This is a genomic window from Candidatus Macondimonas diazotrophica (genome assembly GCF_004684205.1).
Lineage (GTDB): Bacteria > Pseudomonadota > Gammaproteobacteria > UBA5335 > UBA5335 > Macondimonas > Macondimonas diazotrophica.
This window is the reverse complement of sequence record NZ_SRIO01000008.1, coordinates 16,373-31,754: the sequence shown is the minus strand read 5'-3', so window position 1 is coordinate 31,754 and position 15,382 is coordinate 16,373. Positions and strand designations below refer to the sequence as shown.

Genomic DNA, 15,382 nt, shown 5'->3' with positions numbered 1-15,382 from the left:
AGTCTGGGGTTTGAATGCGTCGGATGCAAGCGTTCAGACCAGCGAATCATCGAGGGTCTGACGGATTTTTTCGCTGAGCTGGTTGATGCGCTGGTCCAGGGCGGAGGTCTGCTCGCTGGCTTGCTGTTGCACCAGCAGCTCCTGCGCGAGGTTGAGGGCGACCACAGCCAGCATGCGTTCCATGCCCACCACTTTGCCGGTCTGGCGAATCTGCTGCATCTTCCCGCTGACCAGTTCTGCCGAAGCCAGCAGCAAGGGACGTTCTTCGGCCGAGCAGGAAACCTGGTAGCTGCGATCGAGCAGACGGATGGTGACCGTGGTGCGTTCCGGAGTCGGGTTGTTGTTCATACGGAACCCTCTTCCATGTCCTTGAGTCGACTGACGATGCCTTCCAGGCGATTCCGGGCCAGCTCGTTCTTCTGGATCAGATGGGCGCGTTCGGTCATCAGCTGTTCCAGGCGCGCCTGCAGGGCCGTCTGCTCGCGGCGCAAGGTTTCGGTCTGCTGGATCAATGCCAGCACTTCGGATTCCAGGCGGTCGAAAGCCGATTGGTTCATAAGGGAGAATTCCCCACAGGAGAGCAACACGCATCGAACGGGTAGACTATAGAGCGCTCCCGTCACCGGGGCAAACCGGATTTTCGGGGCATCGCTGCACGCATCACGGAGAGAAAGAATGACGCAAGCTGTCGATTTTGAAATGCTTGCCATGGCGCAGGTGGACTGTCTTGATGCGCCATCGCCATCCGAATGTCACGGCCAGATATGTGGGCTGTTGTGCGGCGATGCAGCTCGTGACAGGATCGAGGCGTTGGTCGATCAATGGGCCTGCGATGGTCAAGGGCGCATCGATCAGGACGTCGTCGACCTGTTGCGGCGGCTGGTTATTGAAAGTCAGACGGCCCTGAGCGGAATCGAGCTCGATTTTGCGTTGCTGTTGCCCGACGATGCGGCGCCACTCGAGGCACGGGTCGGCGGGCTGTCAGAATGGACGCAGGGTTTTCTCTACGGGCTCATCGAGGCCGGGATGGATTGGGCCGATGCGCCAGATCCATTGCGTGAGGTGATCACGGATTTTGCCGAAATTGCGCGGCTGCGTGGCGCAGGACTCACGGATGAAGAGGATGAACAGGCCTATGCCGAGCTGGTCGAGTATGTGCGGGTGGGCGCATTGCTGATGTACGCCGAGCGGGTGCGGCTCCGGGACGTGGGCGGCGGAGATCCGGCATGACGGCGGAATACGCACGGCGCCGACGCCGCCTGATGCAGGTCATTGGGGAGCGCGGTATGGCCATCCTGCCGGCAGCGCGCGAGCGGACGCGCAACCGCGATACGCACTATCCCTTCCGTCAGGACAGCGATTTTCTCTATCTCACCGGCTTTCCGGAGCCGGATGCCGTAGCGGTGCTGATGCCAGGCCGGCCACAAGGGGAATACCTGCTGTTCTGTCGTGAGCGCAATCCCGAGCGTGAACAATGGGATGGGCTGCGCGCCGGGCCTGAGGGCGCGTGTGCGCGATTCGGTGCCGATGATGCCTTCCCGATCGACGACATCGACGACATCCTGCCCGGGCTCATGGAGGGCCGCTCCTGCATCCACTATACCCTGGGGCGCGATGCGGCATTCGATCAACGCGTCGTGGGCTGGGTGCGGCGCTTGCAGGAACAATCCCGTTCCGGTCTCCAGGCGCCTTGGGAAATCCTGTCACTGGAACACCATCTCCACGAGATGCGCTTGTTCAAGGGGCGCACGGAGCTGGGTGTGATGCGCCGGGCAGCGGCGATTACCGTGGATGGTCATCAGCGCGGAATGGCTCGCTGCCGGCCGGGGTGGCGCGAATTCGCGCTGGCGGCGGAATACACCCATGAGTTCATGCGTCATGGCGCCGTGCATGCCTATCCGCCCATCGTGGGGGGCGGTGCCAATGCCTGCATCCTGCATTACATCGACAACGCCGCGCCGCTGAAAAAAAACGACCTGGTGCTGGTCGATGCCGGCGCGGAGCTCGATGGCTATGCCGCCGATGTGACCCGGACCTTTCCGGTGGGCGGCCGGTTCAGCGGCCCGCAGCGTGAAATTTACGCGTGCGTGCTCGCGGCGCAGGCGGCGGCGATCGCTGCGGTGCGTCCCGGTGCCGACTGGAACGCCCCGCACGAAGCCGCCGTGCGGGTGCTCAGCGAGGGGTTGCTCGCTCTGGGCATTTTGCAGGGCAGTCTTGACGAGGTGCTGGCGGCGCAGAGTTACCGGCGCTATTACATGCACCGCACCGGCCATTGGCTGGGGCTGGATGTACACGATGTGGGCGACTACAAGGTGGATGGCCAGTGGCGCGTGCTGGAGCCGGGGATGGTGCTCACGGTTGAGCCTGGCCTCTACTTGCGCCCGGCCGAGGATCTGGACCCGCGCTTCTGGAATATCGGGGTACGCATTGAGGACGACGTGGTCGTCACCCGCGAGGGCTGTGAGGTGCTCACTGCCGGGGCGGTCAAGGAAGTGGCCGAAGTGGAGGCGGTCATGCGGTCATGAGCGTTCATGCGCTGCGCGGCGGCGCGCGGGCGGAATACGATGTGGTCCTGGTCGGCGCCGGCCTGGTGGGCGCGGCGCTGGCGCTGGCGCTGGCGCCCCAGTCACTGCGCGTCGCGCTGATCGAGGCCCAGCCACTCGACCAGATGGAACAACCGGGCTATGACGAACGCACCACGGCGTTGTCATTCGCATCGGTGCGCATCCTGCAGTCTCTGGGGGTATGGTCTGCACTGGCGCGACATGCCAGTCCGATCCGACATATCCACGTGTCCCAGCAGGGCGGTTTCGGGGTCAGCCGGTTCGACGCACGGGAGGTCGGTGTGGACGCACTGGGACAGGTTTTGCCCAACCACCATTTGATCGCGGCCTTGCTGGATCGCTTGGGGCGTCAGGAAGATCTGGACGTCTATGCCCCCTCGCGCGTGGTGGCAGTCCATCAGGACGGTGGGCGCATGCGGGTGCGGCTGGAAGATCAGACGGAACGCTTCGAGATTCATAGCCGCTTGCTGGTCGCGGCCGACGGCGCCGAATCGCCGGTGCGAACCCTGCTCGGCGTGGGGGTGACCCGGCGTGACTACGGCCAGAGCGCGATCATCGCCAATGTGAGTCCGGGCATTGCGCCGCAGGGGCGTGCATTCGAACGGTTTACGCCGGATGGTCCGATCGCCCTGCTGCCGTTGTCGGAGGCACGCTGCGCATTGGTATGGACGGTTTCGTCCCTAGCCCAGCAGTGGGCATTGGAGCTGCCGGACGCACAGTTTCTGGAGGAACTGGAGGCCCGCTTCGGGCGTCGCCTGGGACGCTTCGAACGCGTTGGTCGCCGCCGGGCCTATCCGCTGGCACTGGTGCGGTCGCGGCGCATGGTGGAAGGTCGGACTGTGTTTCTGGGCAACGCGGCGCATGCCATCCATCCCGTCGCGGGTCTGGGTTTCAACCTGGCACTGCGTGAAGCGGCCATCCTGGCGGAAATTTTGGCCGAAGCCACCGATCCCGGGGACCGGGATATCCTGGAAGGCTTCGAGCAGCGCATCGAGCGCTATCAGGATCAGATCATCGGCTTTTCCGATGCCCTGCCGCGATTGTTCGCCCAGCGCTTTCCGGGATTCGAGCATGCCCGTAGTCTGGGTTTGCTCGGGCTCGATCTGTTGCCTGCCCTCAAAACCGGATTCGTTCTGCACACCATGGGGCTGGATTCGGGCATGCCGGCCCTGGCGCGGGGAAGCGGTCCGAGCCGGATCACCGGAGGCGGTCCATGAGCGGCGCAACTGAACGCTACGATGTCGTCATCGTCGGTGGCGGGCTGGTGGGCACGCCGCTCGCCTGCGCGCTCGGGGAACAGGGACTGTCCGTGGCCGTTGTCGAGGCTGCGCTGCCGCCGCCTCTGCTCGCGGATGCGCCAATGGATACTCGGGTTTCGGCCATTGCGCCGGCCAGCGAACACTGGCTGCGCTCGCTCGGCATCTGGCCCCGCATGCCGGCCGGCCGTCTGTGTCCCTATCAGCAAATGCATGTCTGGGACCAGAGCGGGGCAATCGACTTCGATGCGGCGATGGTGCCAGCCGAGCACCTCGGCACCATCGCCGAAAACCGGCTGGTCCAACAGGCGGCACTGTCCGCACTGGACGATCATCCGTACGTTCGATGTCTCGCACCGCGCCGAGCCGAGCGGTTGAACTGGCACAAAGACCGGGCGATCCTGACGCTGGCGGATGGCGCAATGCTGGAGACCGCTCTGGTGGTGGGCGCCGATGGCGCCGATTCAGGCATCCGTGCGCTCGCCGGCATACCGACCTTTGGTCATGGCTACGATCAGCTCGCGATCATGACGCTTATCGAGACGGAGCGGCCGCACCGATATACGGCGTGGCAGCGCTTCTTGCCGGATGGCCCGCTGGCTTTCCTCCCGCTCGCCGATGGCCGTTGCGCGATTGTATGGTCATGCACGACGCCCATTGCCCGTAGTTATCTGGAAGCGCCGGATGAGCTCTTTCTGCAGGCTTTGACCGATAGCAGCGAGCGCTGCCTCGGCGAAGTGCGTCGCTGTGGCCCGCGCATCAGCTTTCCGCTGCGGTGGATTCACGCGGTGCGCTATGTCGGCGAGCGAGTGGCGCTGGTGGGGGACGCGGCTCATCTGATTCATCCGCTGGCCGGACAGGGCGTCAACCTGGGTTATCAGGATGCGATTGCACTGACCGAGGCGATTCGCGCCGGACGGTCCCAGGGGCGGGACGCTGGGGAGACGTGGGTGCTGGCGCGCTATCAGCGGCTGCGCCGAGCGGACAACCTTCTGACGGCGGCGTCGATGGATGGATTCAAGTATCTGTTCGGGAACGTCAATCCGGTTCTTACCGGATTGCGGAACATCGGTCTGGGCGGCGTGGATCGGCTGGGATGGGTCAAGCGCGTTATCATGCGCCAAGCCATGGGCCTGACCCCCGTCTCCGGGGACACTCGCGCGACCTTCTGAGGCCGCTGCCCTGGTGCCATGGTAACGGGGGCCGGGGACGGTCCCGACGTCTCTTCACCGTGATTTGAGGAGCCCATGTGAACCAGCGTACTGCCCTCTACGACAGCCATGTGGCCGCCAGCGCGCGGCTGGTCCCGTTCTCCGGATGGGACATGCCGTTGCACTATGGCTCGCAGCTGCAGGAGCATCATCACGTGCGTGCGGAAGTCGGCGTTTTTGACGTTTCCCACATGACGGTGATCGATCTGTCCGGTCCGGATGCCAAGGCGTTCTTGCGGCTGCTGCTGGCAAATGACGTGGCGCGGCTGAGTCATCCCGGACATGCGCTGTATAGTTGCATGCTCAATGCCGAGGGCGGAATTCTGGATGATCTGATCGTGTACTTCCGGGGAGAGGACCGTTATCGATTGGTGGTCAACGCCGCGACTCGGGAACGCGATCTGGCTTGGATTGAAGCCCGTCGGACGGAAATCGGTGGCGCGACCGAGCTGATCCACCGCACCGACCTGGCGATGCTGGCATTGCAGGGACCGATGGCTGAACGCGCCCTGGGGCATGTCGTGTCGGCCGAAACTTTGACCGCCGTGCGTGCGCTCAAGGCGTTTCAGTTCGTCGAGCGTCCAGAAGGATTTATCGCCCGGACAGGCTATACCGGCGAGGACGGCTTCGAGATTCTGCTTTCGGTTGGCGCCGCCCCAGGTATGTGGCATGCCCTGTTGGCGGCAGGTGTGCAACCCTGCGGCCTCGGCGCCCGCGATACGCTGCGACTGGAAGCCGGGCTGAGCCTGTACGGCACGGATCTGGACGACGCGCATACTCCGAACGAATGCGGTCTGGGCTGGACTGTTGCCATGGCGCCACCCGAGCGCTCGTTCATGGGCCGCGCCGCACTGGAGGCCGCGACACCCCGCTGCCGGCAGGTGGGGTTGGTGCTTCAGGGACGGGGTGTGTTGCGCAACGGGCTAGTCGTGCGCTTTGCCGATGGCACGGAAGGCCGGATCACCAGCGGCGGTTTTTCGCCGACCTTGCAGCGCGCCATTGCGCTCGCGCGGGTGCCTGTTCAGGCGTCGGGACTGCATCAGTGTGAGGTATTGCTGCGCGGGCAGGCGTTGAAGGCGCGTGTGGTCAAACCACCGTTCGTCCGTCATGGGGTAGCCAGTATCGATTTGGACGCCCTGTAAGATTTTCGATTGTTCCCAGGAGTTTCCGTGATGAGCCAGATTCCGGCCGATCTCAAGTATGTGTCCACCCATGAATGGCTGCGGGCCGAGGAGGGTGGTGATTTTCAGGTGGGCATCACAGACCATGCGCAGGATGCCTTGGGCGATCTGGTCTTCGTGGAGCTACCCGAAGTCGGCCGTGAAGTGGCCGCTGGGGAGGTATGCGCCGTGGTCGAGTCGGTGAAAGCGGCGTCCGATATCTACGCGCCGATCGCCGGACGTATTGCAGCGATCAACACGGCACTGGTCGATCATCCCGAGCAGGTCAACCAGGACTGCTATGGCAGCGGCTGGTTGTTTCGGGTGACCCCTGCCGACTCGGTGAGCCTGGATGCCTTGCTCGATGCCGAGGGCTATCGCGCCGTTCTGGATCAGGGCGGCTGACGGAGGCGCGCGGGCATGCCATTCATTCCCCATACGCCTGAGGATGTCCAGGCGATGTTAGCGGCCATCGGTGTTCCCGAGGTTTCTGCGCTGTTCGACGAGATTCCAGCGTCCCTGCGCTGGGCCCGCGTTGAGGGGGTGCCACCCGGGGCTTCGGAAATGGCCATCAGCCGGCTGATGCGCGAGCGGGCGGCGCGCGATGGCGCCGATCTGTGTTTCCTCGGCGCCGGGGCCTATGAGCACCATATCCCCGCCGCCGTATGGGAAATTGCGACGCGGGGCGAGTTCTACAGCGCCTATACCCCCTATCAGGCCGAGGCCAGTCAAGGCACCTTGCAGCTGATTTACGAATACCAGTCCATGATGACCGCGCTGATGGCCATGGATATCTCCAATGCCTCGCTTTACGACGGCGCGTCAGCGCTGGCCGAGGCGGTGCTGATGGCCCTTCGGGCACATCGAGGCGGCAATTCGCAACGGATCTGGATGCCCGCGTCGGTGCACCCCTTCTATCGCGAAACGGTGCGGACCATTGTCGAGGGCCAGGGCATCGAGCTCATTGAAGTGCCGTATGATCCGGAAACGGGCCTGACTCCGGCAGCGACCCTGGATGCTTTGCCCGATGCGGCGGCGCTGGTGATCCCGCTGCCCAATTTCTTCGGTCGACTCGAAGATGTTGACGCGTTGACGGACGCGGCGCGGGCGCGTGGCGCGCTTGTCATCGCCTTGGTCAATCCCTTGGCGATGGCCGTGCTCAAACCGCCCGGCGAGTGGGGCACCGGCGCGAGTGGTGTCGATATCGCCTGTGGCGACGGTCAGCCGCTCGGCATTCCACTTTCAGGGGGCGGACCTTACTACGGATTCCTGTGTTGTCGTGCCAATCATGCCCGTCAGATGCCGGGGCGGATCGTCGGTCGAACGGTCGATCGGGACGGGCGGGTCGGCTACACGCTTACACTGCAGCCGCGCGAGCAGCATATTCGCCGCGCCAAGGCCACATCGAACATCTGCACCAACCAGGGTTTGATGGTGACGGCCTCGACCATCCATATGGCCTTGTTGGGCTCTGAAGGCCTGGCCCGCGCCGCGCTGGCCAGCCACGCGCGGGCAACGGCATTGGCCAGTCAGCTGGCCGCCATACCCGGCGTCGAGCTGCGGTTCGGGGGTCACTTTTTCCATGAGTTCGTCTTGACACTGCCACAGCCTGTGGCGCCTGTGCTGGAGGCACTGGCCAGTGCCGGTGTTCTCGGCGGCTTCGATCTTTCCGAGGCGTATCCCGAATTGGGCAATGCGCTTCTGGTCTGTGCAACCGAGACGCGTACACAAGCCGACCTGGCCCGCTATGGCACGGCGCTGGCCGACATTCTGGAGAGTTGACCCGTGTTGGACTCAAGCATGCAATTACGGGCAACCGACAGCCCGGCGCTGATTTTCGAGCAGGGGGCGGCGGGCCGGCGGGCCTTTGCACAGACGCCGACGGTCGCGGAGTCCTGGGATGATTTGCCTCCTGCGCTGCGCCGTAGCGAGCAACCTCAGCTGCCCGAGGTTTCCGAGTTGCAGGTGGTCCGGCACTACACCCGCCTGTCTCAGCGCAACTTTTCCATCGACACCCAGTTCTATCCGCTGGGTTCCTGCACCATGAAGTACAATCCGCGGGCCTGCAACACCCTGGCGATGCTGCCCGGTTTTCTGAGTCGCCACCCCCTCGCGCCGGTTTCGCGAGGACAGGGGTTCATGGCCTGCCTGTATGAACTTCAGGAAACGCTTCAGGCGGTGACCGGCATGCAGGCGGTATCTCTGACGCCCATGGCCGGCGCTCAGGGCGAACTCGCCGGCATGGCAATGATTCGGGCCTACCACCGTGCGCGAGGCGATCTGGCGCGGACCGAGGTGCTCGTGCCCGACGCCGCGCACGGCACCAATCCAGCGACTGCGGTGATGTGCGGCTACACGGTGCGTGAGATTCCGACCGATTCGGCCGGCGACGTGGATCTGGAGGCGCTGAGGTCAGCGGTGGGGCCCCATACGGCGGCGATCATGCTCACCAATCCGTCGACCTTGGGGGTGTTCGAGCGGCGCATCGTCGAGATTGCTGAACTTGTGCATGAAGCCGGCGGGCTGCTGTACTACGACGGAGCCAATCTCAACGCCATTCTGGGACAGGTTCGGCCCGGGGACATGGGATTCGATGTGGTTCATGTCAATCTCCACAAAACCTTCGCCACGCCGCATGGCGGCGGCGGGCCGGGCGCCGGCGCCGTGGGCGTGGGTGAGCGCCTCAGGCCCTTCCTGCCGATTCCCTTCGTCTGCAGGGAAGGGGAAGGCTATCGCTGGGCCGGACGAACCGATTGTCCCCAGACCATTGGTCGACTGTCGACGTTCATGGGCAACGCGGGCGTGCTTCTTCGCGCCTATGTCTATGCCCGGCTCCTGGGCGCGGAAGGATTGTCGCGCGTCGGCATCTACGCGACCTTGAGCGCCAACTACCTGCTTGCCCGCTTGGGCGCTGTGGGCTACCAACCGGCCTATCCGGCACGGCGTGCTAGCCATGAGTTCACACTCAGTCTCAAACCCTTGACCGCCCAGACGGGCATTACGGCGCTGGATGTCGCCAAGCGCCTGCTCGACTACGGCTTTCATGCGCCCACGGTTTATTTTCCGCAGCTGGTGCCGGAGTGTTTGCTGATTGAGCCGACGGAGACGGAGAGCAAGCAGGATCTGGATCGATTCGTTGAGGCCATGGCGGCGATCTTCGACGAGGCGCATGCAGCGCCGGAACGGTTGCGCGAGGCGCCGCATCACCTGCCGGTGCGGCGCCTCGACGAGGTGCGGGCGGCTCGCGAACTCGATTTGCGCTGGGACGTGCCGACTCGGCCGACCCAGAATCCTTCGGCTTGAATCAACGAACGTTAGGATCCCCCATGAACGCCTTGATCAGCGGCTCACTTGCCTTCGATACCATCATGGTCTTTCCCGAGCGCTTCCGGGAACACATTCTTCCCGACAAGGTGCACATGCTCAACGTGTCGTTTCTGGTTCCAGAGATGCGCCGTGAGTTCGGTGGATGTGCCGGGAACATTGCTTACAATCTGTGCCTCCTGGGTGGACAGGGCAGGCCTTTGGGGACGGTGGGCAAGGATTTCGCGTCCTACCGCAGTTGGCTCGAACGGTGTGGGATCGACCAGCGCGATATCCTCGAGATCCCGGATACCTATACGGCGCAGGCCTACATCACCACCGATCTCGATGACAATCAGATCACGGCCTTCCACCCGGGCGCCATGAACCATGCGCATGAGAATCCGGTTCGTGCCGATGAGTCCGTTACGCTGGGGGTCGTGGCCCCGAATGGGCGCGAAGGCATGTTGTCGCATGCACGGCAATTTGTTGAAGCCGGTATTCCCTTCCTGTTCGACCCGGGCCAGGGACTGCCGATGTTCAACGGCGGCGACCTCATGGGCTTTATCGACCAAGCGACGTGGGTGGCGGTCAACGAGTACGAGGCGGCGCTGCTCGAGGAGCGCACGGGGCATTCCCTGGAACGGCTTGCCGGGCATGTGGATGCCGTGATCGTGACCCGGGGTGCTCAAGGATCGTCGATCTATGCCGATGGTAAGGAAATCGCCATTCCGCCAGCGCGCCCTGATGCATTGCGTGATCCGACCGGCTGCGGTGACGCCTATCGGGCCGGTTTGATCTTTGGTTTGCAGCGGGGATTGGACTGGGCGCTTACCGGCCGGATTGCTTCACTGATGGGTGCGATCAAGATCGCACATCCGGGCACGCAGAATCATCGATTTGATTTCGCGGAGTTCGAGACCAGATTCCGGGACGCGTTTGGGATGGACCTGCTTTGAATCGGGCATACAGGCGCTTGCATGATACGCATCCTGGGATGGGCAGCTTTCCTTTTGCTTGGATATGGGCTGCTCTATCTCCTGTCCACCGAATATCGTCCGGCCCGGCACGGCGCATTGCTATGCACTGACCCGGCGGCGTTACCCGGCGGGCGATGGAACAGCGCCTATGACGGGGCATGGATGGGGGCGCAGGCGTGTCTCTACGATCCAGCCCGTATTGGCTTGGATGACATTCCTGCAGTGACTGATCCGCGCACGTTCGATTCCGGCAACCGGCAATTGGTCTATGTCAACGGCGCCAATCACCAGGTCGATTGGACTCTGCCGGAGTTGCATCTTTTGGCTCAGCAGACCGGCGCTCCCGTCGTCGCCGTTTATAACGCGACCCAGGGGGGGCGAGTTCCGGATGCCATCCACGATGCTCGTCTGGGGGTGGAGAGCCCACCGGTCGCGACCTTGACACAGAGCATCGTGATGCGCTTGGGGGCAGGCAGCGAAATTCATCTCAAAGCAAACAGTCAGGGCGCGATTCATTTGCGCAACGCGTTGGAACAGGCACGCAGGATCATGGCGCAGCGCATGACGGCGGTGCAGTTGGCAGGCGCTCTGCGTCGCGTCCGCGTGGAAACCGCCGGTGGGGCGACGAGTCGGTGGCCCGATGGGCCGCGCTATGTCCACTACGTGAACCTTCGCGATCCTGTGCCGCGTCGTGTCGGCGTGCTATCCGAAGCCGCCCATCCAGGCGCTGGTGCGGTGCTGGCGACGTTCAGCGCTTACGATGAGGAGCCGCTGGAGCCGAAATATCGCTTCGTCGGCCCATGGTCTCGCTGGTTCGTCGGAGTGCACGGTTTTGGCGTCTATCATCGCCATCGGCAACCCTTCGATCGACTCTATGCACACAGCCGCGGAGATGGCGTACAGACGGTTTCTCTTCAGGATTGGCTGCCGCAATCCGGCATTTGAACGACCAGCTCAGACGCGACCGGATGTCGCCCGATCCTGCGGCGTAGCGGTGAGACGCTCCAACAAGGCTGCGAGATCATGATAGGGAGCTTCTTCGCACTGCGTGCCCCGGCACAGATACGCGCAGATCTTCCCGTGCGCTGGCTTAGCGGCCAAGGCATCCGGCCAATCGTCGGCCGGATCCGAAACGGCGAAAATCATCACCGCCGCGGTCTTCACGGCCTGGATTCGCTGTTGCCACGCCTGTGTGACGGACGTCGCGCCGCGCAGCACGATGAGTGTGGGGGGATGGAGGAACTCCTCCAACGCCAGTGCCAGACTCGCGTGGGCATGCGGTATCCGGCGCATGCTCTCGGCGCCTGCTTGTAACGTGGACTCTGCTGCCACGAGATAGCGCGGTTCGGCCAGAATCCATCCGAGGCGCTGGAGAGTGCGGGCAGCAACCGCATTGCCTGCCGGCGTCGCTTCGTCCGCAAAAGGTTTGGGGCGGTGGATGAGCGCTTCATGGTCGTGGGCTGTGAAGAAAAATCCCCCATTTTCAATATCCTGAAAATGGGAGATCAAGGCTTCAGCCCATTCGATGGCCCAATGCAGGGCCTCTGCAGAGCCGCAGGCTTCGCTCACGCCCAAGGCTGCATCGGCCAGGAACGCATAGTCGTCCAGATACGCGGGAAGGTATGCATCACCGCCGGCGTGAACCGCGAGCAGTCGGCCGTCGCGCCACACAGCGGCGCGGAGTGCACGCAGACTGTTCAACGCCGTCTCGGCAAGTTCTGGTACGCCGAGCTTGCGTGCCGTAAGGGCTAACGCCGAGATCATGAGGCCGTTCCAGCCGGTCAGGATTTTTTCATCACGATGGACGGAGAGACGCTGGTCGCGCAGCGGCCGAAGAATATTCCGGGCTTCTAACAAGTCGGCCATCAACTGATCAGGCGGGAGCCCCAATTCCTGGGCCAGAACGCCAATCGGCGCTTGGAGTTGCAGGTGCCAGGCCCGGTTCTCGAAATTCGGAGCGGCATTCAGTCCCCATGCTGGCGCGCAACACGCCCACAACCGTTGAGGTAGCGCGGTTTCAACGTCTTGGCGGTTCCACAGATAATAAGCCCCTTCCTCCCCGCCACTGTCCGCATCCAGGCTGGTGTAGAATTCGCCGCCCGGATTGCACAGTTCGCGCATGGCCCAGCGGACGATACCGAGCGCTCGATCCCGATAGAGGGGCTCCTGAAATGTGGTTGCAGCTTCGCTGTACAGGGCCAGCAGTTGCGCGTTGTCATAGAGCATCTTCTCGAAATGCGGAATCTGCCAATGCGCATCAATGGTGTACCGGAAAAATCCTTCGCCGATATGATCCCAAAGTCCCCGCAGGGCCATGGCATCGAGGCTCCGGTGCACAGCTGCCCGCGCGATTGCATCGCGTTCCTGGCCGTTTAACGCCGGGGTGCGCTGCAGCAGGAGTCTCAGCGCCGGGGCATTGGGAAATTTGGCGCTTTGCCCGAAACCGCCGTCTTCCAGGTCCATCCAGTCCAGGAGCGATGCTTCAGCCGCGGACACCAAGCTCGCATCGAGCGTGTGCGTTTGGGTTGATGCGATTTGCGCCTGGAGAATGTCGGCGAGGTCGGTGTTTTGTTGGTGAATCTCTTCGCCGCGCTCTCGATGGAAACGCGCCAGAAGGGTTAGCAACTCCCGAAACGCGGGGAGTCCGTGGCGTGGTTCGGGCGGAAAATAGGTGCCGGCGAAAAAGGGCATGTGGTCGCGCGGGGTAAGAAAGACCGTGAGCGGCCAGCCGCCACTGCGTTGCGTCAGGATTTGATGCGCCAATTGATAGACGCGATCCAGATCAGGCCGCTCTTCCCGGTCCACCTTGATGTTGACGAAGAGCGCATTCATCAGCGCGGCGGTCTGCGGATCTTCGAATGATTCCTGTTCCATCACGTGACACCAATGGCAGGCCGAATACCCGATGGACAGGAGGATCGGCCGGTTGTCACGCACGGCGAGCGCAAGGCTTTCCGCTCCCCATGGATACCAATCGACGGGATTGTGGGCGTGCTGGCGCAGATAGGGGCTGTGTTCGTGGATCAGCCGGTTGGCAGGGGCGGTATGCGTCATAGCGATGTTCTCGGGCTAGCCCAAGGGATCAGGCTCCTCCACCTGGGCGGCAGGGTCAAGTGGACAGCCGAGCTGCACGCCGTTGGATGAGGACAGTCAGGATGGCCACGCTTCCACCGACGGTGAGTGGGCCCCAGACCTCTGGCGCCCGCCAGGAAAACGCGCTTTGCCCGGTGACCATGTCAAGGGCCGCAGCGCCGATCCAGGCCCACATCAAGACATGCGGAATCGAGCCCAGGAAGGTCCCAATCAGGTATTCGCGCAGGCCGATGTTCATGACCGCCAAGGCCCAATTGGTCGGCGGCAGGGCAAAGAACGTCAGCCGGACCAAAGTGACGGTTCGCAGTCCCTTGGCCTGGAAATGTCGTTCCAGTAAAGGAAGAAATCGGTTCAGGTGCGGCGCAATCAGTGATCGCCCCACAGCCTGACTCACCGCATAAATGACGATCGAGGCTGTGAGCAGGCAGGTCATCCCCATCACTGCGGCGCCAAGGCTGCCGTAGAGCACAGAAGCGCAGGCAATCACGACAACAGTGGGAATATTGGCGACGATGGTCAATGTGCCAAACAGCCAGAAAACCAGCGGGCCGATCGGCGAAATGGCCGTATGACGGCTGCGAATCCACGTCAAGGCATCACGGATCTGGCCTGTTCCAACGGCGTCGTCCAGCGTCACCCCGATAAGGACAAACCCGGCAAGCGCGATAAGTGCAACCGTATATCGACGCCAGGACGCGTGTTTTCGGGCCCGCTCCTGTGACATAAGAGAGTCATGCGGGCGCCTCACCAGTCAGGCTCGGCGTTGCATTTCGAGCTGCGGGATGCGGCGCTTCAGGCGATTCATGAAACGTGGCTCGTAATCCTCGAGATGGCCTTTGAGGTGACCTTTGCGGGGTTGTGGTTTGATGTCTGAGGGTTCGGTGACGAACGGCAGATCCAGGAAAGCCGACAGCTCACGTAGATGATGTTCCGGGCGTTCATTGAACGACTGGTAGTCCAGAGCGTAGACGGATTCGGCCGGCAGTTCCTCAAGATCGCGATAATAGGCTTGGAGCTGAGTTTCGACCGCCCGCGCGGCAAAGGGACGTATCACAGCTTCGAATGGGCGGTCGCCGGTCAATCGCTTCACGCCTCTGGTCAGTTTCCAAAGGCCATAGGCGAGGTAAAGTCCGCCTTTGCCAAAGACAGTCTTGAAGTTATCGACCAGTAAGGTCTGGAAGGGCTGGCTGCCGCTCAGCAGGGAAATCGCCGCGTTGATCTGGCTGTTCAGGATATAGATCGGGTCGCGCGTGATGTAGATGAATCGGGCATTCGGAAACCACTGAAGGATGCTGCGCGCATTGCCCGTATCCCAAGGATTTTTCAAGAGAACGGCTTCAGCGCCTGGGGTGACGAACTGCAGCTTGCGACACATTTCGTCCAGAACGGCCTGGTTCCGGCGAGTCACTTTCATGCTGTAGCTATGATTGCGCAGCATCCAGCCGTATTCCTCCACCATGCGATCATCCACATAGACCGCATCGAGCTTGCGGTCGGTAATGCCGAGCCGCCGGAACAGGGTGTTCAGCGTTTTTCGGTCTTGCGCTTCGCCCCCTTCCAGATGGTTCTTGAGCAGGCGGTCGTAGTAGAACAGGTGGTACAGACTCAGATTGGCCAAGGGAAAGCAGCGGGCCACCGAGTCATACAGAAAAGTTGTTCCAGAGCGATGCAGTCCCATGATGAACACGGGGCGGGCCGCGAGGTTATCGATGTGGGAACGATAAGGGGCATCCTCCCCGGGCAAGGGAAAATTCGGATCGATCGGCAGATTCATGGTGGTCTCGCGCAAAAGAAACAGTTTATTTTATAGTTAAA

The 15,382-nt window shown here is 62.7% G+C and carries 15 protein-coding genes; 10 read left to right on the top strand and 5 right to left on the bottom strand.

The features are described 5' to 3' along the window. Positions 1 to 33 precede the first annotated feature (33 nt). Positions 34 to 348, bottom strand: coding sequence for a cell division protein ZapA (locus E4680_RS14050; RefSeq protein ID WP_167792430.1), 315 nt, complete (start codon positions 346 to 348; stop codon positions 34 to 36). Beyond that, entirely contained in the window at positions 345 to 557 is a 213-nt protein-coding gene (locus E4680_RS14045; protein WP_167792429.1) for a TIGR02449 family protein, read from the bottom strand. Before E4680_RS14045 ends, E4680_RS14050 begins: the two co-directional genes overlap by 4 nt. Before the next feature lie 118 nt (positions 558 to 675). On the opposite strand from E4680_RS14045, the gene E4680_RS07465 reads away from it, so the two are divergent. The 10 genes from E4680_RS07465 (at position 676) to E4680_RS07420 (ending at position 11,419) form a co-directional block, all read left to right on the top strand. After that, complete coding sequence (locus E4680_RS07465; protein WP_135281786.1) at positions 676 to 1,230, top strand: UPF0149 family protein; 555 nt, start codon at positions 676 to 678, stop codon at positions 1,228 to 1,230. Next, a complete protein-coding gene (locus E4680_RS07460; RefSeq protein ID WP_135281785.1) occupies positions 1,227 to 2,525 on the top strand; it encodes an aminopeptidase P N-terminal domain-containing protein in 1,299 nt (432 codons plus the stop codon). The genes E4680_RS07465 and E4680_RS07460 overlap by 4 nt, the downstream gene beginning before the upstream one ends. After that, positions 2,522 to 3,781 (top strand): 2-octaprenyl-6-methoxyphenyl hydroxylase, encoded by a 1,260-nt coding sequence (gene ubiH / locus E4680_RS07455; protein ID WP_135281784.1) that lies wholly within the window; start codon positions 2,522 to 2,524, stop codon positions 3,779 to 3,781. The genes E4680_RS07460 and ubiH overlap by 4 nt, the downstream gene beginning before the upstream one ends. Beyond that, positions 3,778 to 4,992: a UbiH/UbiF/VisC/COQ6 family ubiquinone biosynthesis hydroxylase gene (locus tag E4680_RS07450; protein WP_135281783.1), complete on the top strand. Its 1,215-nt coding sequence runs from the start codon at positions 3,778 to 3,780 to the stop codon at positions 4,990 to 4,992. Before ubiH ends, E4680_RS07450 begins: the two co-directional genes overlap by 4 nt. A gap of 77 nt (positions 4,993 to 5,069) precedes the next feature. Beyond that, on the top strand, positions 5,070 to 6,173 hold the full coding sequence (gene gcvT / locus E4680_RS07445; protein ID WP_135281782.1) for a glycine cleavage system aminomethyltransferase GcvT: 1,104 nt from the start codon (positions 5,070 to 5,072) through the stop codon (positions 6,171 to 6,173). A 30-nt stretch (positions 6,174 to 6,203) separates the two neighbouring features. Continuing rightward, positions 6,204 to 6,596, top strand: coding sequence for a glycine cleavage system protein GcvH (gene gcvH / locus E4680_RS07440; protein WP_135281781.1), 393 nt, complete (start codon positions 6,204 to 6,206; stop codon positions 6,594 to 6,596). A gap of 15 nt (positions 6,597 to 6,611) precedes the next feature. Then, the gene (gene gcvPA / locus E4680_RS07435) at positions 6,612 to 7,973 is read left to right on the top strand and encodes an aminomethyl-transferring glycine dehydrogenase subunit GcvPA (protein ID WP_135281780.1); all 1,362 of its coding nucleotides are present in this window, start codon (positions 6,612 to 6,614) and stop codon (positions 7,971 to 7,973) included. 18 nt (positions 7,974 to 7,991) lie between these two features. Further along, positions 7,992 to 9,494, top strand: a complete 1,503-nt coding sequence (gene gcvPB / locus E4680_RS07430; RefSeq protein ID WP_135281779.1) for an aminomethyl-transferring glycine dehydrogenase subunit GcvPB — start codon at positions 7,992 to 7,994, stop codon at positions 9,492 to 9,494. Positions 9,495 to 9,517: 23 nt separating this feature from the next. Next, positions 9,518 to 10,453: a carbohydrate kinase family protein gene (locus tag E4680_RS07425; RefSeq protein WP_135281778.1), complete on the top strand. Its 936-nt coding sequence runs from the start codon at positions 9,518 to 9,520 to the stop codon at positions 10,451 to 10,453. Between the two features lie 21 nt (positions 10,454 to 10,474). Continuing rightward, positions 10,475 to 11,419 (top strand): hypothetical protein, encoded by a 945-nt coding sequence (locus tag E4680_RS07420; RefSeq protein ID WP_135281777.1) that lies wholly within the window; start codon positions 10,475 to 10,477, stop codon positions 11,417 to 11,419. Positions 11,420 to 11,428: 9 nt separating this feature from the next. Here the strand turns inward: E4680_RS07420 and E4680_RS07415 are convergent, their stop codons facing one another. From E4680_RS07415 to E4680_RS07405, 3 genes are read right to left on the bottom strand one after another with little or no spacing between them, the layout of a single operon-like run. Further along, positions 11,429 to 13,528, bottom strand: a complete 2,100-nt coding sequence (locus E4680_RS07415) for a thioredoxin domain-containing protein (RefSeq protein WP_135281776.1) — start codon at positions 13,526 to 13,528, stop codon at positions 11,429 to 11,431. A gap of 55 nt (positions 13,529 to 13,583) precedes the next feature. Continuing rightward, positions 13,584 to 14,291, bottom strand: coding sequence for a TVP38/TMEM64 family protein (locus E4680_RS07410; RefSeq protein ID WP_135281775.1), 708 nt, complete (start codon positions 14,289 to 14,291; stop codon positions 13,584 to 13,586). 27 nt (positions 14,292 to 14,318) lie between these two features. Continuing rightward, positions 14,319 to 15,341, bottom strand: coding sequence for a sulfotransferase (locus E4680_RS07405; RefSeq protein WP_135281774.1), 1,023 nt, complete (start codon positions 15,339 to 15,341; stop codon positions 14,319 to 14,321). Positions 15,342 to 15,382: the final 41 nt, after the last annotated feature.